The sequence below is a fragment of the Marivivens marinus genome, from assembly GCF_035969385.1.
Classification (GTDB): Bacteria; Pseudomonadota; Alphaproteobacteria; order Rhodobacterales; family Rhodobacteraceae; genus SELP01.
In genome coordinates this window covers 84,235-109,623 of the sequence record NZ_JAYKKJ010000002.1, presented here as the reverse complement: position 1 = coordinate 109,623, position 25,389 = coordinate 84,235, and the positions used below count along the sequence as shown (strand labels likewise).

General features: G+C 60.5%; 20 protein-coding genes and 1 pseudogene. 13 read left to right on the top strand and 8 right to left on the bottom strand.

Translation table 11 applies throughout. From position 1 onward, the window contains the following. Window positions 1-2: 2 nt before the first annotated feature. From nusA to U3648_RS03120, 4 genes are all read left to right on the top strand, one after another. A complete protein-coding gene (nusA, locus tag U3648_RS03135; protein ID WP_420857789.1) occupies window positions 3-1,619 on the top strand; it encodes a transcription termination factor NusA in 1,617 nt (538 codons plus the stop codon). Window positions 1,620-1,643: 24 nt separating this feature from the next. Then, on the top strand, window positions 1,644-2,279 hold the full coding sequence (locus tag U3648_RS03130; RefSeq protein WP_420857788.1) for an RNA-binding protein: 636 nt from the start codon (window positions 1,644-1,646) through the stop codon (window positions 2,277-2,279). Next, a complete protein-coding gene (gene infB / locus U3648_RS03125) occupies window positions 2,276-4,771 on the top strand; it encodes a translation initiation factor IF-2 (protein WP_420857787.1) in 2,496 nt (831 codons plus the stop codon). The genes U3648_RS03130 and infB overlap by 4 nt, the downstream gene beginning before the upstream one ends. A gap of 133 nt (window positions 4,772-4,904) precedes the next feature. Then, window positions 4,905-5,387 carry a hypothetical protein gene (locus U3648_RS03120; RefSeq protein WP_420857786.1) on the top strand — a complete coding sequence of 161 codons (483 nt, stop codon included), beginning with the start codon at window positions 4,905-4,907 and terminating at the stop codon, window positions 5,385-5,387. A 54-nt stretch (window positions 5,388-5,441) separates the two neighbouring features. Here U3648_RS03120 and mutT read toward each other — a convergent pair whose 3' ends face one another. The 3 genes from mutT to U3648_RS03105 are packed head-to-tail and all read right to left on the bottom strand — an operon-like array spanning window position 5,442 to window position 7,906. Further along, window positions 5,442-5,846 carry an 8-oxo-dGTP diphosphatase MutT gene (gene mutT, locus U3648_RS03115; RefSeq protein ID WP_129682252.1) on the bottom strand — a complete coding sequence of 135 codons (405 nt, stop codon included), beginning with the start codon at window positions 5,844-5,846 and terminating at the stop codon, window positions 5,442-5,444. Next, window positions 5,843-7,057 (bottom strand): bifunctional glutamate N-acetyltransferase/amino-acid acetyltransferase ArgJ, encoded by a 1,215-nt coding sequence (argJ, locus tag U3648_RS03110; protein ID WP_420857785.1) that lies wholly within the window; start codon window positions 7,055-7,057, stop codon window positions 5,843-5,845. The genes mutT and argJ overlap by 4 nt, the downstream gene beginning before the upstream one ends. Before the next feature lie 6 nt (window positions 7,058-7,063). Then, window positions 7,064-7,906: a peptidylprolyl isomerase gene (locus U3648_RS03105; protein WP_420857784.1), complete on the bottom strand. Its 843-nt coding sequence runs from the start codon at window positions 7,904-7,906 to the stop codon at window positions 7,064-7,066. 189 nt (window positions 7,907-8,095) lie between these two features. Here U3648_RS03105 and secA point away from each other — a divergent pair, with 189 nt between their 5' ends. Both secA and U3648_RS03095 read left to right on the top strand, forming a co-directional pair. Next, window positions 8,096-10,807 carry a preprotein translocase subunit SecA gene (gene secA / locus U3648_RS03100; RefSeq protein ID WP_420857783.1) on the top strand — a complete coding sequence of 904 codons (2,712 nt, stop codon included), beginning with the start codon at window positions 8,096-8,098 and terminating at the stop codon, window positions 10,805-10,807. Window positions 10,808-10,911: 104 nt separating this feature from the next. Next, window positions 10,912-11,967: a hypothetical protein gene (locus U3648_RS03095; protein ID WP_420857782.1), complete on the top strand. Its 1,056-nt coding sequence runs from the start codon at window positions 10,912-10,914 to the stop codon at window positions 11,965-11,967. Here U3648_RS03095 and radC read toward each other — a convergent pair. From radC to U3648_RS03070, 5 genes are all read right to left on the bottom strand, one after another. Continuing rightward, entirely contained in the window at window positions 11,964-12,749 is a 786-nt protein-coding gene (radC, locus tag U3648_RS03090; RefSeq protein WP_420857781.1) for a RadC family protein, read from the bottom strand. The two genes, U3648_RS03095 and radC, sit on opposite strands and share 4 nt — an antisense overlap. Window positions 12,750-12,805: 56 nt before the next feature. Then, window positions 12,806-13,957 (bottom strand): molecular chaperone DnaJ, encoded by a 1,152-nt coding sequence (gene dnaJ, locus U3648_RS03085; protein ID WP_420857780.1) that lies wholly within the window; start codon window positions 13,955-13,957, stop codon window positions 12,806-12,808. Window positions 13,958-14,039: 82 nt separating this feature from the next. After that, window positions 14,040-15,950: a molecular chaperone DnaK gene (gene dnaK / locus U3648_RS03080; RefSeq protein ID WP_420857779.1), complete on the bottom strand. Its 1,911-nt coding sequence runs from the start codon at window positions 15,948-15,950 to the stop codon at window positions 14,040-14,042. 199 nt (window positions 15,951-16,149) lie between these two features. Then, window positions 16,150-16,761: an SH3 domain-containing protein gene (locus U3648_RS03075; protein ID WP_420857778.1), complete on the bottom strand. Its 612-nt coding sequence runs from the start codon at window positions 16,759-16,761 to the stop codon at window positions 16,150-16,152. Beyond that, window positions 16,758-17,579, bottom strand: a complete 822-nt coding sequence (locus tag U3648_RS03070) for an ABC transporter permease (protein WP_420857777.1) — start codon at window positions 17,577-17,579, stop codon at window positions 16,758-16,760. Before U3648_RS03070 ends, U3648_RS03075 begins: the two co-directional genes overlap by 4 nt. 133 nt (window positions 17,580-17,712) lie before the next feature. Here U3648_RS03070 and cysQ point away from each other — a divergent pair, with 133 nt between their 5' ends. The 7 genes and pseudogenes from cysQ to U3648_RS03035 all read left to right on the top strand — a co-directional run bounded on the left by cysQ (window position 17,713) and on the right by U3648_RS03035 (window position 25,388). Beyond that, on the top strand, window positions 17,713-18,510 hold the full coding sequence (gene cysQ / locus U3648_RS03065; protein ID WP_420857776.1) for a 3'(2'),5'-bisphosphate nucleotidase CysQ: 798 nt from the start codon (window positions 17,713-17,715) through the stop codon (window positions 18,508-18,510). Then, a complete protein-coding gene (locus U3648_RS03060) occupies window positions 18,510-19,310 on the top strand; it encodes a 3-deoxy-manno-octulosonate cytidylyltransferase (protein ID WP_420858096.1) in 801 nt (266 codons plus the stop codon). Before cysQ ends, U3648_RS03060 begins: the two co-directional genes overlap by 1 nt. Before the next feature lie 201 nt (window positions 19,311-19,511). After that, window positions 19,512-20,405, top strand: coding sequence for a UTP--glucose-1-phosphate uridylyltransferase GalU (gene galU / locus U3648_RS03055; RefSeq protein ID WP_420857775.1), 894 nt, complete (start codon window positions 19,512-19,514; stop codon window positions 20,403-20,405). A gap of 29 nt (window positions 20,406-20,434) precedes the next feature. Further along, a pseudogene (galE, locus tag U3648_RS03050) lies at window positions 20,435-21,417 on the top strand (UDP-glucose 4-epimerase GalE). 45 nt (window positions 21,418-21,462) lie between these two features. Then, the gene (locus tag U3648_RS03045; RefSeq protein ID WP_420857774.1) at window positions 21,463-22,485 is read left to right on the top strand and encodes a glycosyltransferase family 2 protein; all 1,023 of its coding nucleotides are present in this window, start codon (window positions 21,463-21,465) and stop codon (window positions 22,483-22,485) included. A gap of 198 nt (window positions 22,486-22,683) precedes the next feature. Continuing rightward, complete coding sequence (locus tag U3648_RS03040) at window positions 22,684-23,694, top strand: glycosyltransferase family 2 protein (RefSeq protein WP_420857773.1); 1,011 nt, start codon at window positions 22,684-22,686, stop codon at window positions 23,692-23,694. Then, the gene (locus tag U3648_RS03035) at window positions 23,691-25,388 is read left to right on the top strand and encodes a DUF5927 domain-containing protein (RefSeq protein WP_420857772.1); all 1,698 of its coding nucleotides are present in this window, start codon (window positions 23,691-23,693) and stop codon (window positions 25,386-25,388) included. The genes U3648_RS03040 and U3648_RS03035 overlap by 4 nt, the downstream gene beginning before the upstream one ends. Window position 25,389: the final 1 nt, after the last annotated feature.

The following is a 25,389-nucleotide window of genomic DNA, read 5'->3' as shown; positions in this document are numbered from 1 at the left end:
CCATGGCAATCACATCCGCCAACCAGCTTGAACTGCTGCAAACCGCAGAGGCCGTGGCCCGCGAAAAGATGATCGACCCCAACCTGGTGGTCGAGGCGATGGAAGAGTCCCTCGCCCGCGCGGCAAAGTCCCGCTACGGCAGCGAGATGGACATCCGCGTGTCCATCGACCGCAAGACCGGCAAGGCGACATTTACCCGCGTCCGCACCGTCGTGGCCGATGAGGATCTGGAAAACTACCAGGCTGAATTCACCGTCGAACAGGCCAAGCAGTATATGGACAACCCGCAGGTCGGGGATACCTTTACCGAGGAAGTGCCGCCCGTCGAACTGGGTCGGATCGCGGCGCAGTCGGCCAAGCAGGTGATCCTTCAGAAGGTCCGCGAAGCCGAGCGGGACAAGCAATACGAAGAGTTCAAGGACCGCGCCGGCACAATCATCAACGCGCTCGTCAAGCGCGAGGAATACGGCAACGTCATCGTTGACCTGAACCCGGGCGAAGGCGTTCTGCGCCGGAACGAGAAGATCGGCCGCGAAAGCTATCGCCCGAACGACCGTATCCGCTGCTACATCAAGGACGTGCGCCGCGAGCCCCGCGGCCCGCAGGTATTCCTGTCGCGGACCGCACCGGAATTCATGGCCGAGCTGTTCAAGATGGAAGTGCCGGAAATCTACGAAGGCATCATCGAGATCAAGGCCGTGGCCCGTGATCCGGGCAGCCGCGCCAAGATCGCTGTTGTGTCCTATGACAACTCCATCGACCCGGTCGGTGCTTGCGTTGGTATGCGCGGTAGCCGTGTTCAGGCCGTTGTGAACGAGCTTCAGGGCGAAAAGATCGACATCATTCCGTGGAATGAAGACATGCCGACCTTCCTTGTGAACGCGCTTCAGCCCGCCGAGGTTTCCAAGGTGGTTCTGGACGAAGAGGCCGGCAAGATTGAGGTCGTCGTTCCCGAAGAGCAGCTGTCGCTGGCCATTGGCCGCCGCGGTCAGAACGTGCGCCTTGCCTCGCAGCTGACCAACCTCGACATCGATATCATGACCGAGGAAGAAGAATCGGCCCGCCGTCAGAAGGAATTCGAAGAACGCACCAAGCTGTTCATGGAAACCCTCGATCTGGACGAATTCTTTGCCCAGCTTCTGGTTGCCGAAGGCTTCACCTCGCTTGAGGAAGTGGCCTATGTCGAAGTGGACGAGCTTCTGGTCATTGATGGCGTGGACGAAGGCACTGCCGGAGAATTGCAGGCCCGCGCCCGCGATTATCTTGATGCGCAGAACCGCAAGGCGCTGGAACATGCCCGCGAACTGGGCGTGGAAGACAGCCTTGTGAACTTCGAGGGCCTGACCCCGCAGATGGTCGAGGCGCTGGCCGAGGACGGCGTGAAGACGCTGGAAGACTTCGCAACTTGCGCCGACTGGGAGCTGGCCGGTGGCTGGACCACCATCGACGGCGAACGGGTCAAGGACGATGGCCTGCTCGAGAAGTTCGACCTGAGCCTTGAAGAGGCGCAGGACCTGATCATGACCGCCCGCGTTATGCTGGGTTGGGTCGATCCGGCCGATCTTGTGGCGGATGAAGACGCCGAAGACGGCGAAACCGAAGAAGGGGCCGAGGCCTGATCTCAGGCCTTGGTATGAACCGCAATGGCGCGTGGTGGCCACAACAAGGACCGGTCCGAAGAGACCGAACGCCGGTGTATCGTCACCGGTGAGGTCCAGCCCAAGACGGGGTTGATCCGTTTCGTGATCGGCCCCGATGGGCAGGTCGTGCCCGATATCCTGGAAAAGCTTCCGGGGCGGGGCATGTGGGTCACAGCAAATCGCGAAACCATCGGGAAGGCGGGCAAAGGCCAGTTTTCCCGGTCCGCGAAACAGCCCGTGACCGTGCCCGATGGGCTGGTCGAAGAGGTCGAGCGGCAGCTTGCCCGCCGGGTGGTTGACCTGATTGCGATGGCCCGCAAGGCCGGACTCGCGGTTTGCGGTTTCGAGAAGGTGAAAGGTTGGCTGGCAGGTGGCGCGCAAGTGCGTGTCCTCTTGCAGGCCTCCAACGGGTCCGAGCGTGGCAAGGCTAAGCTCTGGACCCCCGAAGGCGCTCGCTATTTCGGCTGTTTGACGGCTGAGGAATTGGGTTTGGCATTTGGGCGCCAAAGTGTGATACATGGCGCGCTCGCGACTGGCGGACTCAGCAACCGTGTTGTAGAGGAAGCCCTGAAGCTTAAGGGCATGCGCGAAGAAGACGGCGGCAAAGCGGCTGCCGGAAAGGAAAAAGTAGCTAAATGAGCGATAACGACGGCAAAAAGACTCTGGGTCTCGGTGGCTCGCGGCCTTCCAATGTGAAGCAAAGCTTTAGCCATGGCCGGACCAAGAACGTCGTGGTGGAAACCAAGCGCAAGCGCGTGGTGGTGCCCAAGCCGGGTGCCGCCGGGGCTGCGGGCGCGTCCTCCTCGCCTGTAAAGGGCGATCCGTCCAAGCGGCCCGCCGGGATTTCGGATGCGGAGCTTGAACGCCGGATGAAGGCGCTTGCGATGGCCAAGGCCCGCGAGGCTGAGGAAGCCGCCAAGCGCGAGGCCGAAGAAAAGGCCCGTGCCGAAGAACGCGAACGCCGCCGCGCCGAGGTTGAAGCCAAGGAGCGGGAGGATCGCGAGCGTGAAGAACGTGCGCGCCAGAAGGCCGAAGAAGAAGAGCGCAAGAAGCTCAAGGCCGAGGAAACCGCCCGCAAGGCCGCCGCTGCCGCGCAAAACGTCCCCGCCGCTGGTGACGATGCCGCCGCCGGTGGTCCGCGTCCGTCCGCCGGTGCCCGCAAACCCGACCGCGAACGCGACCGAGGTGATGCGAACAAGGCGAACCGGGCCAAGCCGGGCCGTGAAGACGAAGGTCGCCGGTCTGGCAAGCTGACTTTGAACCAGGCGCTGTCTGGCGAAGGCGGCCGCCAGCGGTCACTTGCGTCGATGAAGCGCAAACAGGAACGTGCCCGCCAGAAGGCCATGGGCCAGCAGGTCGAGCGCGAAAAGGTCGTGCGCGACGTTCAGGTGCCCGAGGCGATCGTGGTTGGCGAACTTGCCAACCGGATGGCCGAACGTGTGGCTGATGTGGTCAAGGCGCTGATGCAGAACGGCATCATGGCGACCCAGAACCAGACCATCGACGCGGATACCGCCGAATTGATCATCGAGGAATTCGGCCATCGTATCGTTCGCGTGTCCGATGCCGACGTCGAAGACGTGATCGACACGGTCGAGGACAAGGCCGAAGACCTTCAGTCGCGTCCGCCGGTCATTACAATCATGGGCCACGTTGACCACGGGAAAACCTCGCTTCTGGATGCGATCCGGAATGCGAATGTGACCGCGGGCGAAGCGGGTGGAATCACCCAGCATATCGGCGCCTATCAGGTCACCACCGATGGTGGCGCCGTGCTGACCTTCCTTGATACCCCGGGTCACGCGGCGTTCACGTCGATGCGGGCCCGTGGCGCGCAGGTGACCGATATCGTGGTTCTGGTTGTCGCTGCCGATGACGCGGTGATGCCGCAGACCATCGAAGCGATCAACCACGCCAAGGCCGCCAAGGTCCCGATGATCATCGCGATCAACAAGTGCGACAAGGAAAGCGCGAACCCCGATAAGGTCCGCACCGACCTTCTGATGCACGAAGTCGTGGTCGAAAAGATGTCCGGCGATGTGCAGGACGTCGAGGTGTCTGCTGTCACCGGCAAGGGTCTGGACGAACTGCTGGAAGCCATCGCGCTTCAGGCGGAAATCCTTGAACTGAAGGCCAACCCCGAACGGTCCGCCAAGGGCGCCGTGATCGAAGCACAGCTTGACGTGGGCCGTGGCCCGGTCGCGACCGTTCTGGTCGAGAACGGCACGCTGCGTCAGGGCGACATCTTTGTCGTGGGCGAACAGTGGGGCAAGGTCCGTGCGCTGATCAACGACCGTGGCGACCGCGTGAAAGAAGCCGGCCCGTCTGTTCCGGTCGAGGTTCTGGGTCTTAACGGCACGCCCGAGGCCGGCGACGTTCTGAACGTTGTCGACACCGAGGCGCAGGCCCGTGAAATCGCCGACTATCGCCAGCAGGCTGCCAAGGACAAGCGTGCCGCCGCCGGTGCCGCGACCACCCTTGAACAGCTGATGCAGAAGGCCAAGGACGACAAGAACGTGTCCGAACTGCCCATCGTGGTGAAGGCCGACGTTCAGGGGTCCGCCGAGGCGATCGTTCAGGCGATGGAAAAGATCGGCAACGACGAGGTGCGCGTGCGCGTGCTGCACTATGGTGTGGGCGCGATCACCGAAACCGATATCGGCCTTGCCGAAGCATCGGGTGCGCCGGTCATCGGCTTTAACGTCCGGGCCAACGCGCCTGCGCGGAACGCCGCCAACCAAAAGGGCGTCGAGATCCGCTACTACTCGGTCATCTATGACCTTGTGGACGATGTGAAAGCGGCCGCGTCCGGCCTGCTGTCCGCCGAAATCCGCGAAAACTTCATCGGCTATGCGTCGATCAAAGAGGTCTTCAAGGTGTCCGGCGTCGGCAAGGTTGCGGGCTGTCTGGTCACCGAAGGGGTCGCCCGCCGGTCCGCCGGTGTCCGCCTGCTGCGCGACGACGTGGTGATCCACGAAGGCACGCTGAAGACGCTCAAGCGCTTCAAGGACGAGGTGAAGGAAGTCATCTCGGGCCAGGAATGCGGGATGGCGTTCGAAAACTACGACGACATCCGCCCGGGCGACGTGATCGAAATCTTCGAACGGGAAGAAATCGAACGGTCGCTCTGATCAGTCGAACCAATCGCAAAAGGGCGGCTCAATCGAGCCGCCCTTTTTGTTTGCGAAATGGTAGCCATGCGGGACGACGCTGTCGTTGCTTTCTCGCCGGTTTCTGCGAAGTTCAACCGATCCAACAGTGGAAATGCTGATGAAACCGTCCGGCACATTCTTTTTGGCAAACGCATTTGGCCTACTTGTCACCTCGATCGCCCATGCCGCCGATCCAGCGGACCTCGGGGGCTTCATGTTGGGCTGGACATTGAAAGAAGCGCAAGACCATGCGCGCGCACAGGAATGGACGCTTGCGCCGATTTCAGAAAATCTGCCTAGGAGCTGGACTGTCGAAGGCACGAACCTTTCTCTGATTATTTGCAACGGGGTGGTCTCCTCGGTCTCCGAGATGCTGACGGGCGACTTCGAACAATTCACGGCCCTCGTTGTCTCGATGCAGCTCGAATTTGGCCGGCCAGAAATCCAGATCCTTAGCTTTCCTTCTGGTGTCGGCGTCATATCGACAATTGACGCCCGTTTCGACATGGCTGGCGGAGGTGCCTCCGTTCAACTTCAAAGCATCGGGGGTAACCGCACCTTCTCCACAAACCGTTGGATCGAATCCGAGTGCTGATGGGGGCTGTTGAGAATCGCACGGAGAGAGCTGCAACAAGAGCTCTGAGCGTATTTAAAGCCAATCCCGCAGGATCGGGATCAGGGGGATATCGGCGGGGGGCATGGGGTAGTCCCGCAGGTCTTTGGCCCGCACCCATTTGAGCGTTTGCCCCTCTTGCGCGACGGGCGTTCCTTCCCATCTGCGGCACGCAAACAATGGCATCAGCAGGTGGAAATCGTCATAGCTGTGGCTGGCGAAGGTCAGCGGCGCGAGGCATGAGGACCATGTGTCGATCCCCAGTTCCTCGTGCAGTTCCCGGATCAGCGCGGCCTCGGGCGTTTCGCCCGCTTCCACCTTGCCGCCCGGAAACTCCCACAGCCCCGCCATGGATTTCCCTTCTGGCCGCTGGGCCAGAAGGATCCGCCCGTCGGCGTCGATCAGCGCCACGGCAGAGACGAGGACGACCTTTTTCGTCACGACCGGTAGTCCGCGTTGATGTCGATGTAGCCGTGGGTCAGGTCGCAGGTCCAGACGGTCGAGGCGCCATCGGCAAGCCCGAGGTCCACGCCGATGACCAATTCCTGCCCCTTCATATAGGCCGAGGCCGCCTCTTCGCTGTAGGAGGGCGAGACCCAGCCGTTTTCGGCCACGGTAATATCGCCAAACCGGATCGACAGGCGGTCGCGGTCGGCCTCTGCCCCGGATTTGCCGACAGCCATGACGACCCGGCCCCAGTTCGCGTCTTCCCCGGCGATCGCCGTTTTGACCAGGGGTGAATTGGCGATGGCCAGCGCCACCCGGTGGGCATCGGCGTTGTTCCGCGCGCCGGTCACGGCGACCTCGACGAATTTCGTCGCCCCTTCGCCGTCGCGGACGACCTGATGGGCAAGGTCCATCATCACCGATTTCATCGCCGCCTCAAACTCGGCGTTGCCGTCGCAGTTGGCGGCCGACGCCCCGGTCGCCCCGACCAGAAGCGTGTCCGAGGTCGATGTGTCGCTGTCGACGGTGATGCAGTTGAAGGTCACGTCGGTCAGGCGGCTGACCACATCCTGAAGCGCGGCACGGCTGATCTTGGCATCGGTGAAGATATAGACCAGCATCGTCGCCATATCGGGCGCGATCATGCCTGATCCCTTGGCGATGCCCGCGATTTTCACCGGCTTGCCATCCACCGTGATCTCGGCGCTGGCACCCTTTGGGAAGGTATCGGTGGTCATGATCGCCCGGGCTGCGGCTTCGATCCCGCCTGCGTCCAGCGTGCTGTTCAGCTCTTCCAGCTTGGCGATGATCCGGTCATGCGGCAACGGTTCGCCGATCACGCCGGTCGACGAGGTGAAGATGCGGGCGGCATCCGTTCCCGTCACGCGGGCAACAGCGGCGGCGATTTCAGCCACGGACCGCTCCCCGGCGCCCCCGGTGAAGGCGTTGGAGTTTCCAGAGTTCACGAGAATCGCGGCCGGTCCGGTGCCGTCCTGCCCGATCTTCGCCTCGCAATCCCGCACCGGCGCGGATCGGGTCGCCGAGCGTGTGAACGTCCCGGCGACTGTGGACCCTTCGGCCAACTCAGCCAACATCACATCCGTGCGCCCCTTGTAGCGCACCCCGGCGGCCACGGTGGCAAATCGAACTCCGTCAATGACGGGCAGCGACGGAAAGGCGGCGGGGGCAAGCGGAGAGATGGCCATGGGTGATTATTCGTCCAGAAGATCAAGGTTGTTGAGAATCGCAGGGTCAAACGCCCCGTCCTCTGGCAGCGAGATTTCCGCGCTTTCCTGCAAATCGGCAAGGGCGGATTCAAGCGCCTCTTGCTGAATTTGCGCAACCAGTTCATCGCGGACCTGGTCGAGGCCCGGCGCTTCCTTGATGCGGCTATCGTTGAGTTTCACGACGTGCCAACCGAACTGCGTCTGAACCGGCTCGGAAATGGCGCCGACCTCGAGTCCGACAACGGCGGCCTCGAATTCCGGCACCATCATGCCTGCACCGAACCAGCCAAGTTCGCCCCCGTTCGGGCCGGAGGGGCCGGTCGAGATTTCACGGGCGGTTTCCGCGAAATCGGCGCCGTCGTTCAAACGGACGATGACAGCCGCGGCCTCTTCTTCGGTTTCGACAAGGATGTGCGAGGCGTTGAATTCGTATTCCGGCGCCGCATTGGCAAAGCGAGCCTCATATGCAGCCTGAAGCGTTTCCTCGGTAACCGCGGCATCGGTGATGTCGGTGATCACCTCGCCCGCAAGCATGGACCGCAACTGGACATCCAGCGCGATCTGAACCCGATCCGGAATTGCGTCCAGCTGATCTGCCAGAAGCTGTTGTTGCACGAGTTGGTCAACCAGACCTTCCCACAGTACCTCTGCCGGAAGCTGCTGATACTGGGCGGGCAGTTGGCTGCGGGCGACGATCAGTTCGCCAAGCGTGATGTCCGTTCCGTTCACCGTTGCAACGACCGTTTGCGCGGTCGGGTCTTCGGCCAGAGCGGCGGTCGATGTGACCGCAAACAGTCCGGCGGCAAGAATGGTGGCAGATTTCAGCATTTGTTGATCCCTTGCTTGGCCCCACGGGGTCGCGCGGCGTTGACACTCCATAACCCGGCCCTTACATCCTTTGCAGGCTCCGAGGGGGCCGTCTTGGACCCTGTTTAGGCTGCTGTCCCGGGGCCTACAAGCAACCTCCTCATCATATAGACGTCAGTTAGGCTCCGGTCTCCGGGGCATGGAGAGAACATGCTGGGTATCGGAACGCTTGCCAGGAAGGTTTTTGGCACCCCGAACGATCGCAAGGTCAAGGCAACCCGTCCGATCATAGACAAGATCAACGCGCTGGAACCGGACTTTGAAAAACTGTCCGACGAGGGGCTGAAAGAAAAGACCGAGGAACTGGCAAAACGCGCAATGGGCGGCGAAAGCCTTGATGCGCTTCTGCCCGAAGCCTTCGCCAACTGCCGAGAGGCCGCGCGCCGCGCCCTCGGCCTGCGGGCCTTCGATGTGCAGTTGATGGGTGGTATCTTCCTTCATCAGGGTAACATTGCCGAAATGAAGACCGGTGAAGGCAAGACACTTGTTGCGACCTTCCCGGCCTACCTGAATGCGCTGAGCGGCAAGGGTGTGCATGTTGTTACGGTGAACGATTACCTCGCCCGTCGTGACGCGGAATGGATGAGCAAGGTCTATGGCGCACTGGGCCTCACCACCGGGGTGATCTATTCGCAGCAGCCCGAGGCCGAGAAGAAGGCCGCCTATAACTGCGACATTACCTACGCCACCAATAACGAGCTTGGGTTCGACTATCTGCGCGACAACATGAAGTCCGAACTGGGCCAGATGATGCAGCGCGGGCACAACTTTGCCATCGTGGACGAGGTCGACTCGATCCTTGTGGACGAGGCCCGGACACCGCTGATCATTTCAGGTCCGTCGCAGGACCGGTCGGACCTCTATGTCACCATCGACAAGATGATCCCGGACCTGAAGGACGAGCATTTCACGCTGGACGAAAAGGCGCGCTCGGCCACCTTCACCGATGATGGTAACGAATATCTGGAACGGAAGCTCCGGTTCGAAGGTCTGCTACCGAAAGAACAGAGCCTTTACGATCCTGAAAGCACCTCGCTTGTCCACCACGTGAACCAGGCGCTGCGCGCCCACAAGCTGTTCCAGCGCGACAAGGACTATATGGTGCGTGACGGTCAGGTCATGCTGATCGACGAATTCACCGGCCGGATGATGGTTGGCCGCCGCCTGTCCGATGGGTTGCATCAGGCGATCGAAGCGAAGGAAGGCTGCCAGATCCAGCCCGAAAACGTGACGCTGGCCAGTGTCACCTACCAGAACTATTTCCGTCTTTATTCCAAGCTTGCTGGCATGACCGGCACGGCCCTGACCGAGGCCGAGGAATTCATGGAAATCTACAAACTGGGCGTGGTCGAGGTTCCGACGAACCGTCCCATCGCCCGGATCGACGAACACGATCAGGTGTATCGCACGGCGAAGGAAAAATACGACGGTATCGTCAAGGCGATCCAGGAAGCCCACGCGAAGGGCCAGCCGATCCTTGTTGGCACCACCTCGATCGAGAAGTCCGAACTTTTGTCGAACCTGCTGAACAACGCGGGCATCAAGCACAACGTGCTGAACGCACGGCAGCACGAGCAGGAAGCCCAGATCGTGGCCGACGCCGGCAAGATCGGCGCGGTGACCATCGCCACAAACATGGCGGGCCGTGGGACCGACATCAAACTGGGCGGCAACGTCGAGTTCAAGGTGATGGAAGCCATTGCCGCGAACCCTGATGGCGACCACGCGGCGATCCGCGCCCAGATCGAGGCCGATCACAAGGCGGACGAAGACGCGGTGAAAGCCGCTGGCGGTCTGTTCGTTCTTGCGACTGAGCGCCACGAAAGCCGCCGGATCGACAACCAGCTGCGCGGCCGGTCCGGCCGTCAGGGGGACCCGGGGCGGTCGTCGTTCTTCCTGTCGCTTGAAGATGACCTGATGCGCATCTTCGGGTCCGAACGGCTCGACAAGGTGCTGTCGTCGCTTGGGATGAAGGAGGGCGAAGCCATTGTTCACCCTTGGGTCAACAAGTCGCTTGAACGGGCGCAGGCCAAGGTCGAAGGCCGCAACTTTGACATTCGCAAGCAACTTCTGAAGTTCGACGATGTGATGAACGACCAGCGGAAGGTCATTTTCTCGCAGCGCCGCGAAATCATGGAGGCGCAGGATCTGGAAGAGATCGTTGCCGACATGCGGCATCAGGTTGTGGATGATCTGGTCGATCAACACATGCCGCCCCGCTCCTACGCCGACCAATGGGATGCGGAGGGGCTGGCCAACGACGCCAAGACATTCCTTGGCGTGGAAGCTCCCGTCGCCGAATGGGCGGCCGAGGAAGGCGTGGACCAGTCCGATCTAAGCGAACGGCTGATCGAAGCGGCCGATAAGGCGATGGTCGAAAAAGCCGAAGTTTTCGGTGCCGAGACAATGCGGTCCATCGAAAAGCAGATCCTGCTTCAGACCATCGACGCAAAGTGGCGCGAACACCTTCTGACGCTTGAACATCTACGCTCGGTCGTTGGGTTCCGCGGATATGCGCAGCGCGACCCGCTGAATGAATACAAGACCGAAAGCTTCCAGCTGTTCGAAGCCCTTCTGGACGGTCTGCGGACCGAGGTGACCCAGAAGCTGGCGCAGGTGCGCCCAATGACCGAGGAAGAACAGCGCGCGATGATGGACCAGCTGCGCGAACAGCAGGCCCGGCTTCAGGCGCAGGCCCGAGCTGCCGCTGCCGGGCCCACGGCGGGGGCGGTTGCTGCCGGTGCGGCGATCGAAGGGTTCGACGAGGCCAAGCCGGAAACCTGGGGGAATCCGGGCCGGAATGACCCCTGTCCCTGCGGTTCTGGCAATAAATTCAAGCATTGCCACGGGCGCCTCGCCTGATCACCGCCGCAATTCGGTCGGAATCTTTCCCCGTGGACGTCCTTCGGGCGACACTTTGAAACGGCAGTCTCCTTCTCAAACCTATGGTGGAGAGGGAGACAGTCATGTCCCAGACCCGGAAGATTGCTATGGCGGGCGGCACTTTTGCCGTCGCGCTTGGGATTGGCTTTGTGATGCAAAATGGCGATGCGCTGGCGTCGCGGTTCGGGTCGGCGTCGGACCTTCCTCCGCCCATCCCGGTCGAAGCGCCCCAAGTCGAGACCGTCGCGGTCGTTGAGCCCGCGATCGAGGAGCCTGCGCCCTCCGAGGCCATGATCGAGCCGGTCCTGGGCTCTGCCATGGCGATGCCCGAGCCGGAACTGTCCGCGCCGGAAACCGTCGAGGCGCCGCTGCAACTGGCCGCGGTGGAGATGGACGCACCGGCCATTGCGCCCGATGTTCAGGCCCCGCTGGTTGCGCCGGTCGAACAACAGGCCGAGGTTGACTGTACCCCGTCTATGTTTGCACAGTCCGGCGCGTCGGCGATGGTGTCCATCGACATCGACGCTCCCTGCCATCCCAGCGCCCGGTTCACCGTGCATCATCAGGGAATGATGTTCACCGATGTGACTGACGGTGACGGACTTGCCCATGTTGACGTGCCCGCATTGGCCGAAATGTCGGTGTTCATCGCCGCCTTCCCCGGCGGGGACGGGGCCGTTGCCACCGTCACCGTCCCGGATGTAGCGGAATACGACCGCGCCGTCTTGCTGTGGCAGGGCGACAGCGGCCTGCAAATCCATGCGCGGGAATTCGGCGCGGAATATGGGTCCAAGGGCCATGTCTGGAACGGTGCCCCCCGGTCGCCCGAGGCGGCGGAAATGGGCGGCGGGTTCCTTGTCCGGCTTGGCAAGGACACGCTGGAAAACCCGATGATGGCCGAGATCTATACTTTCCCGACAGGGGCCGCGCCGCAAAGCGGGCAGGTGATCCTGTCGGTCGAGGCTGAGATCACGTACGGAAACTGCGCCCGCGATGTCGCCGCGCAAAGCATCCAGATCGCGCCCGACATGGAAACCAATGCGCTGGACCTGAGCCTGACGATGCCGCCCTGCGATACGGTCGGGGATTTCCTGGTGCTCAGCACGATGCTGAACGACCTGACAATCGCCTCTCGTTAAATCAGCCTTTCCGCCCGAAAGCTCAGCTCGCGGGATTTGCCGATAATCAGATGGTCGTGCAGCGTGATGCCCAGCGCCTGCGCGGCCATTTCAATCTGACCGGTGATCTGGATATCGCTGTCCGACGGGGTCGGATCGCCCGAGGGGTGATTGTGAACAAGGATCAGGGCGCTGGCGTTCAACTCAAGCGCACGTTTCACGACCTCGCGCGGGTAGACGGGCACATGGTCGACCGTGCCGCGCGCCTGTTCTTCGTCCGCGATGAGCGTATTCTTCCGGTCAAGAAACAGGATGCGGAACTGTTCGGTGTCCCGGTGCGCCATGACCGTGTGGCAGTAATCCAGAACCGCATCCCAGCTTGAAATCACGTGCCGTTGCATGACCCGGGCCCGGGCAAGGCGTTGCGCCGCGGCCTCTACGATTTTCAGTTCGCAGATCACGGCGTCACCCACCCCATCGACCTGCGCCAGCTGACCCGGTGGGGCGGTGACGACGCGGTTGAAATCGCCAAACCGGTCCATCAACCGCCGGGCCAGTGGTTTCACGTCCTGACGCGGAATTGCCCGGAACAGCACGAGTTCGAGCATTTCATAGTCCGGCAGCGCAGTCGCCCCGCCGGTCATGAACCGGTCGCGCAGCCGCTTGCGGTGATCCTTTATATAGGACGGCAATCGCGCGCCCGCTTTCGCTGCGGGCACGATCTGCACCTCGTCCCGGTCCAGCGGGTCCGGGTCGAAAAAAGGAAGCTGTGCTTCGGCGAAATCGCGGCGGGTCTGGCTCATGGCCGCAGACTGCCGCGGAATCGGTTAGCAGGGGGTTAACGGCCCCCTGCCGACCCTCAACCCTTCATCGAATCCCAGAAGCTCTTCACCGAGGAAAAGAAGCTGGAGCTTTGCGGGTTGTTTTCGGCGCTCAGGTCGTCGAATTCCCGCAGAAGTTCCTTCTGCTTCGCGGTCAACTTCACCGGGGTTTCTACGACCAGTTCGATGAACATGTCGCCCTGCCCTGCCCCACGCAGGGCGGGCATGCCCTTGCCACGCAGGCGCATTTGACGGCCGGATTGGCTGCCTTCGGGAACCTTGACCCGGCTGCGGCCACCGTCGATCGACGGGACTTCGATGTCGCCGCCCAGCGCCGCCGTAACCATCGACACGGGCACCTGACAATAAAGGTTCATACCGTCGCGTTCGAACAGCTTGTGGGCGCTGACCTCGATAAAGATATAAAGGTCGCCCGACGGGCCGCCACGCAGGCCGGCCTCGCCCTCTCCGGCAAGCCGGATGCGGGTGCCGGTTTCGACGCCGGCGGGGATGTTGACCGACAGCGACCGTTCCTTTTCGACGCGGCCATGGCCGTGGCACGTCTTGCAGGGGTTCTTGATGGTCTGGCCCATGCCCTGACAGGTCGGGCAGGTGCGTTCGACGGTGAAGAAACCCTGCTGGGCACGGACCTTGCCCATACCCGAACAGGTGGGACAGGTGACAGGCTCGCTGCCGCCCTCGGCGCCGGTGCCGTCACACGACCCGCAGGCAACCGAGGTCGGGACGTTGATGGTCTTCTGCAGGCCCTTGTAGGCATCTTCGAGTGAGATCCGCAGGTTATAGCGCAGGTCGTTGCCACGCGTGGCCCGGCTGCGCGCGCCGCCAGCACCGCGTCCGCCCATGAAGTCACCGAACAGATCGTCGAACACATCCGAGAAGGCCGAGGCGAAATCGCCCTGCCCCCGGAACCCGCCGCCGGGATGGCCGCCGCCACCCATGCCGTTTTCAAACGCGGCGTGGCCAAAGCGGTCGTAGGCGGCCTTCTTGTCCGCGTCCTTCAGCACTTCGTAGGCTTCGTTCGCTTCCTTGAACTGGGCCTCTGCATCGGGGTTGTCTGCGTTCCGGTCGGGATGCAGTTCCTTCGCCTTCGTGCGATAGGCCTTCTTGATCTCGTCGGCCGTGGCACCCTTCGAGACCCCGAGCGTTTCGTAGTAATCGCGTTTCGCCATGAGAGAGGTGTTCCTTCGGGAATGAAAAGACCGGCCCGGTCAGATCAGGCCGGTCTTTCCCGTTTCACCACATACGCCGGGATTACCCGCGCTTGCTGTCGTCAAGATCCTCGAAGTCTGCGTCGAGGATATCGTCTTGGTCACCGGCATCAGCGGCCTTGGGGCCGTCTTCGCCCTCGGCCTCGTCCTGGCTGGCCTTGTAGATCGCCTCGCCCAGCTTCATCGCGGCTTCGGTCACGTTCTGGATACCGGCCTTGATCTTGTCCGGGTTGTCATTTTCCAGTTCGTCCTTCAGCGCGGCAATGGCCAGTTCGATTACCTCGACGGTCGAGGGGTCGACCTTGTCGCCGTGATCCTCGATCGACTTTTCGGTCGAATGGATCAGGCTTTCGGCCTGGTTGCGGGCCTCGACCAGTTCACGCCGTTTCTTGTCGGATTCGGCGTTGGCTTCGGCGTCCTTGACCATCTTTTCGATGTCCTCGTCGGACAGACCGCCCGAGGCCTGAATGGTGATCTTTTGTTCCTTGCCGGTGCCTTTGTCCTTGGCAGAGACGGACACGATCCCGTTGGCGTCGATGTCGAAGGTCACTTCGATCTGCGGCATGCCGCGCGGCGCCGACGGGATGTCTTCAAGGTTGAATTGGCCAAGCATCTTGTTGTCGGCTGCCATTTCCCGTTCGCCCTGGAACACGCGGATGGTCACGGCGTTCTGGTTGTCCTCGGCGGTCGAGAAGACCTGGGACTTCTTGGTCGGGATGGTGGTGTTGCGGTCGATCAGGCGGGTGAACACGCCACCCAGCGTTTCGATGCCCAGCGACAGCGGGGTCACGTCGAGAAGGACAACGTCCTTCACGTCACCCTGAAGCACACCGGCTTGAATGGCGGCACCCATGGCGACCACTTCGTCCGGGTTCACCCCCTTGTGGGGTTCCTTGCCGAAGAACTTGGTCACCTCTTCGATGACTTTCGGCATCCGGGTCATACCGCCGACGAGCACGACCTCGTCGATGTCGCTGGTGGACAGGCCCGCGTCTTTCAGCGCGGCCTGGCACGGCTTGATCGAGGCCTTGATCAGGTCGTTGACAAGGCTTTCCAGCTTGGCGCGGGTCAGCTTCATCACCATGTGCAGCGGCTGCCCGTTCGACCCCATCGAGATGAACGGCTGGTTGATCTCAGTCTGGCTGGAAGACGACAGTTCGATCTTGGCCTTTTCAGCGGCTTCCTTGAGGCGCTGGAGGGCCATTTTGTCGTTGGTCAGGTCGACGCCGTGCTCTTTCTTGAACTCGTCCGCAAGGTAGTTGACGATCCGCATGTCGAAATCTTCACCGCCCAGGAAGGTATCCCCGTTGGTGGATTTCACTTCGAACAGGCCATCGTCGATTTCAAGGATGGTCACGTCGAAGGTGCCGCCGCCAAGGTCATAGACGGCGATGGTTTTGGTTTCGTCTTTGTCGAGCCCATAGGCCAGCGCGGCGGCGGTCGGTTCGTTGATGATCCGCAGCACTTCAAGCCCGGCGATCTTGCCCGCGTCCTTGGTCGCCTGACGCTGGGCGTCGTTGAAGTAGGCGGGAACGGTGATGACGGCCTGCGTCACGTCTTCGCCAAGGTAGCTTTCGGCGGTTTCCTTCATCTTTTGCAGGATGAAGGCGGAAATTTGCGAGGGGCTGTATTTTTCGCCGCGGGCTTCGACCCAGGCGTCGCCGTTGCCGCCGTTGATCAGCGCGAAGGGCAGGTTCTTCTTGTCCTTGGCCAGATGTTCGTCATCGTACCGGCGGCCGATCAGGCGCTTGACGCCAAAGATCGTGTTATCCGGGTTGGTGACTGCCTGACGTTTTGCAGGCTGGCCGACAAGGCGCTCGTCTTCAGTGAAGGCGACGATGGAGGGCGTGGTCCGCGCCCCTTCGGAGTTTTCGATAACCCGCGGTTTCGAACCATCCATGATGGCAACGCAGGAGTTGGTGGTCCCGAGGTCAATCCCGATGACTTTTCCCATTGTTCAAATCCCTTCTTCAAGCGGTTTGAGCGGCACGAACCCGGCTCAGGCATCCGCGCCTTTCTGGTTTGCGCCCGCCGGGTCATGCCCTGCGAGCGGATCAAGCGGTATATAGGGAGAGGCCAAGGCCCCTGCAACGGGGTCGAAGGTCCAAACTGTCACAAAAATACAACTTCGATTTGGGTTGGGGTCGCGGCGTTCAATTTTGGCCGATCCGGCAACAGCCGGAGAGGGTCTGAGAGGCTCCCGGTCCGCCAAGTACAAGATCAATGCCCAGGCCGAACTGTCGGTCCGACATCCCGTCGTTGCAGGCCTCTCGCCGGACAATGATCGCCAAAGTTCCGTCATCCGTTTGGGCAATTGTGCCGTACCGTCCGATCAGATTGCCGGAGTCCGACAGCCGGCCAAGTGGGAAGTGCAAGGTCGTCTCCGCCATGTCCCTGAATTCCCCGCCCTGGTTCTGGATCAGATCGAGTGACCAGAATGGCTCGGTTCCGAAACAGGATAGCTGTCGTGCAGGGCCGTAACCGTCTGGAGTTTGTCGGACAAGATAGGTCATAGATGCCCAGCCTGATCTTTCGCCGACATTCACCTGGCCCCAGCGCCCGCTGTCGTCCACCGCAACAACCTCGACCCCGGTTTGTCCGGCGGCAAGCTTGCCGACTATGTCGCTGCCGGCGGTCGGTTCTGATCGAACGTTCAGGACATCGTTCTGGCTGACACCCGCAACGTCGAAAAAGGCGGGCAGGTCCTGTGCAATCGCGGGCGAGAGTGAAAGCAAGACCAGGGCGGCAGCCCAAATGCGGATCATCGCGACGCGTCCCAGCTGACCGAGGCGCTTTTCCGGGTGACGAATTCCATCATCATCCCGAACATGAAGATCCCGAGCGTGAGGTAGATGGGATAGCTGATCGACGTCACATGTGGTGTGTAGTTCAGGAAGATAAACCCGCGGGCCTGGTCGATTGTGTGGAACAACGGGTTCCACCAGAAAAACGACACCAGCCAGACGGGCATCATGTTGGCGACGAACATCTTACCCGAAGCAACCATGTTGGCCCGTGAATAGACCGATTGCGCCACCTTGGCAAAGTTCGGCATCCACGGCTTGATCGCCAAGAATATCAAGCCGATCGCAACCCCCGACAGCCACGACAGGACAAGCATTCCCATTGCGCCGACAGGATCGTCAATCTCGACCGGGCGCACGATGACGTGGTAGCCGAACAGCACCGTGAACAGGGACAAGACCTGCAAGTAGAGCGAACTGAGCGCACCGGCAGAGATCGTGATGATCGTATTGAGCGGCGCGTGCTTCATGATCGAATTGGTCGCGCCTTCTGCCCCATAGACCGCGCCAATCGCCTTGGTATGGGTCAGGAACAGGAAGATGCCGGACATGATATACAGCATGTAGTCCCCCGGGATCGGCGAAGACCGCATGCCGAACAAGGAAAACATGAAATAGAAGGCAGCAACAAAGACGATCGTCTGAAGGATGTTCAGCAGCAGCCCGACAATGGCGTTGCGATGGGTCTTACGGACGTTGCGGACCGTGCTGTGAAAGATCAGCTCCGCCATGTTGAAGGCAGTGACAATTGTCGATCTTTGAGTGCTGCGTTCAAACATGGTTTGGTCCTGCCACGGGCGCGGTTGTGCCCTGATACCCACGAAATTCTTGCTGTTCGCTTACCGCGGCAGCATAAGGGGCGCGCCTCGGCAACACAATAATTGTAACCACGGTGAGTTAGGAACAGGCAGGATGGATCTTCACAAACTGACAGAGGTCATGCGCAGGCTCGCGCTTGAGGCGGGTGACAAGATCATGGAGATCTACCAGTCTGATGATTTCGAGGTGAAATCGAAATCAGATGAAAGCCCTGTGACCGTCGCGGATGAGGCGGCCGACGCGCTTATCTCGGCTGGGCTGCGGGCGGCCTTTCCCGATGTGCCGCTGGTGACCGAAGAACAGGCGGCGTCGCACGGTCAGTCGGTGTCGACGTTCCTGATCGTCGACCCGCTGGACGGGACCAAGGAATTCATCCACCGGCGCGGTGATTTCACAGTGAACATCGCCTATGTAGTCGATGGGTCGCCGGTGCGTGGTGTTGTCTATGCCCCGGCAAAGGGGCGGTTGTTCTATACCGATGCGGGTGGGAACGCAGTTGAAGAACAGGGGCCGTTCGACAAGGACGTCACGGGCCAACTGTCCCCGATCCGCGTGTCGAAGCCGGACAATGATGCCCTGCTGATCGTCGCGTCCAAATCGCACCGCGATCAGGCGACCGAAGATTACATCGCGAAATACAACGTCAAGGATAGCCGCAGCGCGGGGTCGTCGTTGAAGTTCTGTCTGGTTGCGACTGGCGAGGCGGATTTGTACCCCCGCGTGGGCCGGACGATGGAATGGGATACGGCGGCGGGCCACGCCGTTTTGTGCGGGGCGGGTGGTGATGTTGTCCGTTTCGACAACCATCAGCCGTTGCGCTATGGCAAGGACGGGTTCGCCAACCCGTTCTTCATTGCCTATGCGCCCGGCGTAGATCTGAAAGAAGCATGATGTCCACACTTGTCGTCATACCCGCCCGCTACGCCTCGACCCGGTATCCGGGAAAGCCGTTGGTTGAACTTCGGGGCGCGAGCGGGCAGCCGAAAAGCCTGATCCAGCGTAGCTGGCAAGCTGCGATGGCGGTCAAAGGGGTCGATCGGGTGGTGGTTGCCACGGACGACGACCGTATCCGCGCCGCATCCGAAGCATTCGGCGCCGAGGTGGTCATGACCTCGACCACATGCCGGAACGGGACCGAGCGTTGCGCCGAAGCCCATGCCGCGCTGGGCGGGGGGTTTGATATCGTTGTGAACCTTCAGGGCGACGCTCCACTGACACCGCATTGGTTCGTGGAAGACCTGATTGCGGGATTGAAGGCCAACGCGACCGCCGAAGTGGCGACCCCCGTCCTGAAGACGGATGGCGCCGCGCTGAATGGCTTTCTGGCGGATCGTCGGGCCGGGCGGGTCGGCGGAACCACTGCCGTTTTCGGGGTGGATATGAACGCCCTCTATTTCTCGAAAGAGGTCATTCCTTACACCGGCCAGACCTATGCAGACGATGCAGAGACCCCCGTTTTCCACCATGTTGGAGTCTATGCCTATCGCCCTGCGGCGCTTGCCGCCTACCCGGGCTGGGAAATGGGCCCGCTTGAGTCGCTTGAGGGGCTTGAACAGCTTAGATTCCTTGAAAGAGGCAGACAGGTCCTGTGCGTCGAGGTGGATGGCAAGGGTCGAAAATTCTGGGAACTCAACAACCCGGAAGACGTGCCGCGGATCGAAGAGATGCTTGCGGAGATGGGCGCAGACTGAGTCTGAATTGTCACTCTTGGAAGAATTCGAATTTCTACATGGTTGGGCAGCAAAGCCAAAAATCGCGCAATCCTTGGTGTTTGATGTGAAGATTGGATCTTTCCCCTGACATTTCATCGTTTGTTGCCATTTTGTGGTCACCTTCATGAGTGATAGAATGATCTATGCGAGTGGACTGCGCTGTGGCGCATCGAGGGGACAATGAAGAAGAAAGTTACCAAGGCAATCTTTCCGGTAGCAGGTTTGGGAACCCGGTTTCTGCCGGCAACGAAGTCGGTGCCTAAGGAAATCATGACGCTGGTCGACAGACCGCTTATTCAATACGCGATCGACGAAGCGCGTGCGGCGGGCATCAAGGACTTCATCTTCGTAACGTCCCGCGGTAAATCCGCGCTTGAAGACTATTTCGATACCTCGCCCGAACTTGAATCAGTACTACGCAAGGGCGGCAAGACAGATCTGCTTCAGACGCTGAAGTCCACCTATATGGACAGTGGTGCGATTGCGTATATCCGCCAGCACAAACCGCTTGGGCTGGGCCATGCGGTCTGGTGTGCGCGAAAGCTGGTCGGGAATGAACCGTTCGCGGTGATCCTGCCGGACGATGTGATTGCAGCCGACAAGCCGTGCCTGCAGCAGATGGTAGAGGCATACGAGGAAACCGGTGGTTCGATGGTCGCCGCGATGGAGGTTCCGCCGGCCCAAAGCTCTTCCTACGGTATCCTTGACGTGAAGGCCGAACGAGGCCCGGTCGCTTCGGTTGCCGGGATGGTCGAAAAGCCCGCGCCCGGCGATGCGCCGTCCAACCTTGCGGTGATCGGTCGCTATATCCTGTCGCCGCAGGTCCTGCGAAACCTTGGCAGCATCGACAAGGGTGCCGGGGGTGAGTTGCAGCTGACTGATGCCATCGCGGCAGAAATCGACCAAGGTCGGGATGTGTTCGGCTACCGGTTCGACGGTCAGCGGTTTGACTGCGGATCAAAAAGCGGGTTCCTGCAGGCGACCGTCGCCTTCGGGCTTGCCCGCGAAGACCTTCGGGATGACTTTGAAGCTTACCTGCATGGGCTGATTTCCATGCGTCAGGCTGCCCAGTAAATCCGCGCGATCCGGCAGGAGGAAAGTCCGTGACAACAGTTCTCGTCACTGGGGGGCCGGGTATATCGGTTCGCACGCCTGCAAGGTCTTGAAGGCGGCTGGCTATGTGCCTGTGACCTACGACAATCTGGTGACGGGTTGGCAAGACGCGGTGAAATTCGGCCCGTTCGAACAAGGCGACCTGCTGGATCGGGCGCGTCTGGACGAGGTATTCGCCGCCTACAGCCCCGCGGCCGTCATGCATTTTGCCGCGCTTAGCCAGGTCGGCGAAAGCATGGTCAACCCCGGGGCCTATTGGCGCAATAACGTCGTCGGCAGCCTGACCCTGATCGAAGCGGCGGCTGCGGCGGGTTGCCAGAACTTTGTCTTTTCATCGACCTGCGCGACCTATGGCGATCAGGACGGCGTGGTGCTGGACGAAGACAGTGTCCAGATGCCGATCAACGCCTATGGCGCATCGAAACGCGCGATCGAAGACATGCTGGAGAACTTTGGCGCCAGCCACGGGTTGCGGTCGGTCATATTCCGCTATTTCAACGTGGCCGGGGCCGACCCCGAGGCCGAGGTTGGCGAGTTTCACCAGCCTGAAACCCATCTTATCCCGTTGATGCTGGATGCGATTACGGGGAAGCGGGATGCGCTGACGATCTTTGGATCGGACTATGACACCCCCGATGGCACCTGCATTCGCGATTATGTTCACGTGATGGATCTGGTCGAGGCCCATGTTCAGGGTCTGAAATGGCTTGAATCGGGCAAGGAAAGCCGGGTGTTCAATCTTGGCACCGGAACGGGGTTTTCCGTTCGGGAAGTTGTGGCGCAATCGTCCAAGGTCACCAATGCCGAGGTTCCGGTTATCGAAGGCAATCGCCGGCCGGGAGATGCAACGCGGCTTGTCTCTGGCAGTCGCCGTGCCACCGAGGAGCTTGGCTGGAGGCCGGAAAGATCGACCCTGCCGCATATGATTGCAGACGCCTGGCGGTGGCACCAGAATGGGCATTATGACAAGTGACGCCGCTGCGATAGTCTGACGTCTGCAAGAGGGACATTTCGCCCGATGTTGGATCGCAAGGAACTTTGGACGGCCTACAAGCTGCGCATAAGGCGCCGCCGACTTTTGTTTCGGGCGCTTCGCAAGCGCGGCCAATTGTCGGTCGTTTCGGACCGCACCGAACAGATCCAGGCGGGCGGTATCCTTGCCGCGATTGTCGTCCGGAACGAGGTGACACGGCTGCCCTACTTCCTGCAGCACTATCGCCAACTCGGCGTGTCGCATTTTCTTTTTGTCGACAATGGCAGCACCGATGGCACCCGCGCGCTTCTTGCGGATCAGCCGGACGTCTCGCTTTGGGAAACGGGTGAAAGCTACAGACTGTCCCGGTTTGGGCTGGATTGGCTGACCTGGCTGAAGGCTCGCCATGCGCATGGCCATTGGTGCCTTACGCTTGATGCCGACGAACTGCTTATCTATCCGCATCACGATTCACGGCCGCTGTCCGCGTTGACGGACTGGCTTGACCAGCAGCGGATCGAGGCGATGCCTGCGATGATGCTGGATATGTATCCGCGCGGGCCTCTGGGGCAGCAGGTCTATGCGCCGGGTCAGGACCCGACCGAGGTGTTGGGTTGGTTCGATGCCGGCAACTACATGATCCAGAAGCAAGAGCCTTTGCAGAACCTTTGGATTCAGGGCGGGCCTCGCTCGCGGATTTTCTTTTCGGATGACCCCCGGCGATCCCCCACGCTCAACAAGGTTCCTTTGGTCAAATGGAACCGCCGCTATGTCTATGTAAATTCGACGCACGCCGCGTTGCCCCGCAGGCTGAACAGGGTCTACGATGAAACGGGGGGCGAGCGGATATCAGGCTTGCTTCTTCATACAAAGTTCTTGCCAGAGGTTGTTGCCAAATCGGCGGAGGAGAAACAGCGGCAAGAACACTTCAACAACAGCGTGCTCTATGACGACTACTATGATGGGCTGGTGTCAGAGCCGGACCTGTGGTGCCCTTCTTCGACCAAGTATCGCGGTTGGCGCCATTGCGAAGCGCTGGGCCTCATGTCGCGGGGGGCATGGACGTGACAATTGCGCTGAATCACAAGAGTTTACGGAAACGAAGCGGTTGCATATTATTTCCCAAAGCGAAACAAGCCGAAAGCAGCGGCAGGCGTGCAGTCAATACGGCGTCCGAAGATCGGCCGATCGATTGTGAGTATCATGTTAAGGGTGACAGTGTAGGTCTGGCCATTATGATCTTGAACCGGGCAGGAAGGGCGTAGAGTGGGTCTTTGGCAATCATACCGGCTGCGCATTCGGCGGCGGCGGTGGCTTGTCCGGGCCTTGCGTAAGCGCAGAGAGCTGTCGTCTGTCGTGGATAGGACCCAGAACATACGCCCGGACGATGTTCTCGTTTTCTCGACCTTCCGGAACGAGGATGTGCGGCTACCCTACTTCCTTGATTACTATAGAAATATGGGCGTTTCCCATTTTCTTATGGTTGACAACAACAGCGATGACGGAGGGCGGGAATACCTGTCCGAACAGCCGGACGTGTCACTTTGGACGACGGGCGCCAGCTACAAGAAATCCCGGTTCGGCGTAGATTGGCTAAATTGGTTGCAGATGAAATACGGGCACAACCATTGGTGCCTTGTCGTCGACCCGGATGAATTCCTTGTCTATCCGTTCTGCGATACCCGCCCTATCCAGGCGCTGACTGACTGGCTGGATGCGTCGGGGCTGCGTTCGTTCGGGGCGATGCTTCTTGATATGTATCCCAAGGGCGGGCTGGCGGCGCAGCCCTATGGGAGGGGGCAAAATCCACTGGAAATCGCCAATTGGTTCGATAGTGGAAACTATTCGATTTCGCGTAACCCCGAATATCGAAATCTGTGGATCCAAGGCGGCCCGCGGGCCCGTGCGTTCTTTGCTGATACACCGGCCGCGGCGCCTGCGCTGAACAAGATACCCCTTGTGAAATGGGACCGCCGGTTTGCCTATGTCAGCTCTACGCACATGCTGCTGCCGCGCGGTTTGAACCTCACCTACGATGAATGGGGCGGGGAGAAGGCCTCTGGCATCTTGCTGCACACCAAATTTCTGGACACCTTCAGCGCCAAGGCCGAAGAAGAACTGAACCGGGGCCAGCATTATGCCAACAGTCAGGAATACAAGGCCTATGCCGAAGGGGTTGGCCGCGACCCGGACCTGTGGTGCAAATGGTCCGAGAAATACATCAACTGGAGACAGCTAGAGATTCTTGGCCTGATGTCGAAAGGAAACTGGGCATGACCATCGGGATTGTCATGCTGGTTCACACCGCCTTTGACCGGGCCGAGGAGGTGTTGCGCCACTGGGTGGCAGGTGGCTGTCCCGTGGTGGTGCATGTTGATCGGAGCGTTGATCGCAAACGCTATGACGGTTTCGTTTCACGCCTGTCCGATCTTGAGAACGTGCGCTTTTCCCAACGGCATAGGTGTGAATGGGGCACCTGGGGGCTGGTGGCGGCGACACAGTCCGCCGCTGAGCTGATGTTGGAACAGTTCCTGGATGTCGAACATGTCTACCTGACTTCCGGGTCATGCCTGCCGCTGCGTCCGATCCATGAATTGCGCAGTTACCTCGCGGCGCGACCGCGCACAGATTTCATCGAAAGCGCGACAACCGCGGATGTGCCATGGACTGTCGGCGGGCTGGACCACGAACGGTTCACGCTTCGGTTTCCGTTTTCCTGGCGGAAGCACCGATACCTGTTCGACAAATACGTCGCGTTCCAGCGGCGCATCGGATTCAAGCGGCGCATTCCGTCCGGGATCGTGCCGCACATGGGGTCGCAATGGTGGTGCCTGACCCGTCAAACCCTTTCGGCGATCCTGCAGGACCCCGAGCGAGAGACCTATGACAAGTATTTCCGAAAGGTCTGGATCCCGGATGAAAGTTATTTCCAGACGCTCGCGCGGCTTTATTCCCCGAATATCGAAAGCCGGTCTCTGACCCTGTCGAAGTTCGACTTTCAGGGCAAGCCACACATCTTTTACGACGATCACCTGCAGCTTCTGCGCCGGTCGGATTGCTTTGTCGCGCGCAAGATCTGGCCACGGGCCAATCTTCTTTACAAGACTTTCCTTGACCAGTCCGAGACCGCGATGAAGGGGGCCGAACCCAACCCGGGCAAGATCGACCGGATCTTTGCCCGCGCAGTCGAACGCCGCCTGCACGGTCGTCAGGGTCTTTATATGCAAAGCCGATTCCCGACCGAGTATTTCGACAGCAGGTTCACCTCTGCGCCGTATTCGGTTTTCGAAGGGTTCACCGAGTTGTTCGAAGATTTCGAACCTTGGTTGGCCAAGGCGACGGGCGCGCGTGTCCATGGGCACCTCTACGCGCCTGAACGGGTTCAGTTCGAGAGTCGGCAGAGCACGTTTTCCGGCGCGCTGTCCGACAGTGCAAAGCTGCGTGACTACAACCCCCAAATGTTCCTGCGAAATCTGGTTTGGAACACGCGCGGTGAACGGCAGTGTTTCCAATTCGGCCCAGGCGACCGTCAGGATATCAGTTGGGACATAGCCAAGGACCCCAACGCACAGATTTCGGTCATTTCGGGCGCTTGGGCCATTCCGCTGTTCCAGTCGAACCGCAATTTCGCTGACTTGCGGACCGAAGCCGCAGAGCTTCAGCGAACCGAGGACGAGCATCTGGGCGCTCTGCGGTCGATCTATGCCAAGGCCCGTATCCGGATCTGGACTTTGGCAGAATTCATCGAGACCCCGATGGAAGCGCTACAAAGCGTCGTGGACGAGATCGCGGACAAGAACGTGCGGCGATTGGCCGAGGCGCCGCGCATGGTCGACTTGAAGGGGTTTGGGCAATTCCTGCAGAACCTCAAGAATCAGGGGATGCACCCCTATCTGATGGGCGATTTCCCGGTTGATCCAGCTCCGACACACAAATCCACCAAGCCCAGCAAACCCTATCTGGTCCGGTAGA

Coding starts and splice junctions, on each gene's coding strand:
- U3648_RS03035 (WP_420857772.1), top strand. CDS start 23,691: ATGACCATCGGGATTGTCATGCTGGTTCACACCGCCTTTGACCGGGCC.
- cysQ (WP_420857776.1), top strand. CDS start 17,713: ATGGATCTTCACAAACTGACAGAGGTCATGCGCAGGCTCGCGCTTGAG.
- secA (WP_420857783.1), top strand. CDS start 8,096: ATGCTGGGTATCGGAACGCTTGCCAGGAAGGTTTTTGGCACCCCGAAC.
- radC (WP_420857781.1), bottom strand. CDS start 12,749: ATGAGCCAGACCCGCCGCGATTTCGCCGAAGCACAGCTTCCTTTTTTC.
- U3648_RS03075 (WP_420857778.1), bottom strand. CDS start 16,761: ATGATCCGCATTTGGGCTGCCGCCCTGGTCTTGCTTTCACTCTCGCCC.
- galU (WP_420857775.1), top strand. CDS start 19,512: ATGAAGAAGAAAGTTACCAAGGCAATCTTTCCGGTAGCAGGTTTGGGA.
- dnaK (WP_420857779.1), bottom strand. CDS start 15,950: ATGGGAAAAGTCATCGGGATTGACCTCGGGACCACCAACTCCTGCGTT.
- U3648_RS03105 (WP_420857784.1), bottom strand. CDS start 7,906: ATGCTGAAATCTGCCACCATTCTTGCCGCCGGACTGTTTGCGGTCACA.
- nusA (WP_420857789.1), top strand. CDS start 3: ATGGCAATCACATCCGCCAACCAGCTTGAACTGCTGCAAACCGCAGAG.
- U3648_RS03045 (WP_420857774.1), top strand. CDS start 21,463: ATGTTGGATCGCAAGGAACTTTGGACGGCCTACAAGCTGCGCATAAGG.
- dnaJ (WP_420857780.1), bottom strand. CDS start 13,957: ATGGCGAAACGCGATTACTACGAAACGCTCGGGGTCTCGAAGGGTGCC.
- U3648_RS03070 (WP_420857777.1), bottom strand. CDS start 17,579: ATGTTTGAACGCAGCACTCAAAGATCGACAATTGTCACTGCCTTCAAC.
- U3648_RS03120 (WP_420857786.1), top strand. CDS start 4,905: ATGCTGATGAAACCGTCCGGCACATTCTTTTTGGCAAACGCATTTGGC.
- infB (WP_420857787.1), top strand. CDS start 2,276: ATGAGCGATAACGACGGCAAAAAGACTCTGGGTCTCGGTGGCTCGCGG.
- U3648_RS03095 (WP_420857782.1), top strand. CDS start 10,912: ATGTCCCAGACCCGGAAGATTGCTATGGCGGGCGGCACTTTTGCCGTC.
- U3648_RS03130 (WP_420857788.1), top strand. CDS start 1,644: ATGGCGCGTGGTGGCCACAACAAGGACCGGTCCGAAGAGACCGAACGC.
- argJ (WP_420857785.1), bottom strand. CDS start 7,057: ATGGCCATCTCTCCGCTTGCCCCCGCCGCCTTTCCGTCGCTGCCCGTC.
- U3648_RS03060 (WP_420858096.1), top strand. CDS start 18,510: ATGTCCACACTTGTCGTCATACCCGCCCGCTACGCCTCGACCCGGTAT.